Below are 671 nucleotides of genomic sequence, written 5' to 3' on the forward strand. Positions count from 1 at the left end.
AACATCGGCGTGCAACTCCCGCCGACGCGCGAGTGATAGCCGTCCTCAGCGCGCCACGACCTCACCTTGAGCAGGCTCGGCCGGCCCATCTCGATGCCCTGTGTGAGGGTGAAGGCAGCCTTGTCGCCACCATCGAGCGAGAGCAGCAACGCACCAAGCGTCGCGCTGGCGCTGCCTGTGGCCGGGTCTTCCCAGGTGCCCGCGAGCGGTGCAAACATTCGGGCTCGGATCGTGTCACCGTCACGCGCGTAGAGGAACAGTGACAAGCGTCCGGCGAGCTCGCCATGCAGCCGCACGAGCTTTCGAAAAGCGGCGAGATCAGGCGTCGCTCTGGCAAGAGCTTCCGGCCTGACCTGCGTCAGCACGAACTTGACGCCGACCGAGGCGTGCACCGGCTTGTGGGCTCCTGTCACGAGATCGGTGACGGAAAGTCCGGCACAGGCGGCAATCTCGTCGATCGGCAACTCCATACCGAGGGACAAGGGCTGCGGCGCTGCGATAACCGCCCCTGTCACCGTTCCGGCCGCATCGCGCTCCACGGTGATCTCGACGAGGCCAGCCTTCTGCTCGAACCGCAGCACGCCGTCGCGGTCGCGGCCATGGCGCGCTAGTACATAAGCCGTGCCGACATTGGGGTGGCCGGCAAAGGGCATCTCGGCCGTGCGATGGAA

1 protein-coding gene is annotated in these 671 nt (G+C 66.3%); it reads right to left on the bottom strand.

Annotated features, from left to right (window positions below):
* Window positions 1-671: PhzF family phenazine biosynthesis protein (locus ACYVOK_RS06365; RefSeq protein WP_460661313.1), on the bottom strand; the 671-nt coding region annotated here is incomplete at both ends.

It is taken from the genome of Kribbella swartbergensis, assembly GCF_054784135.1.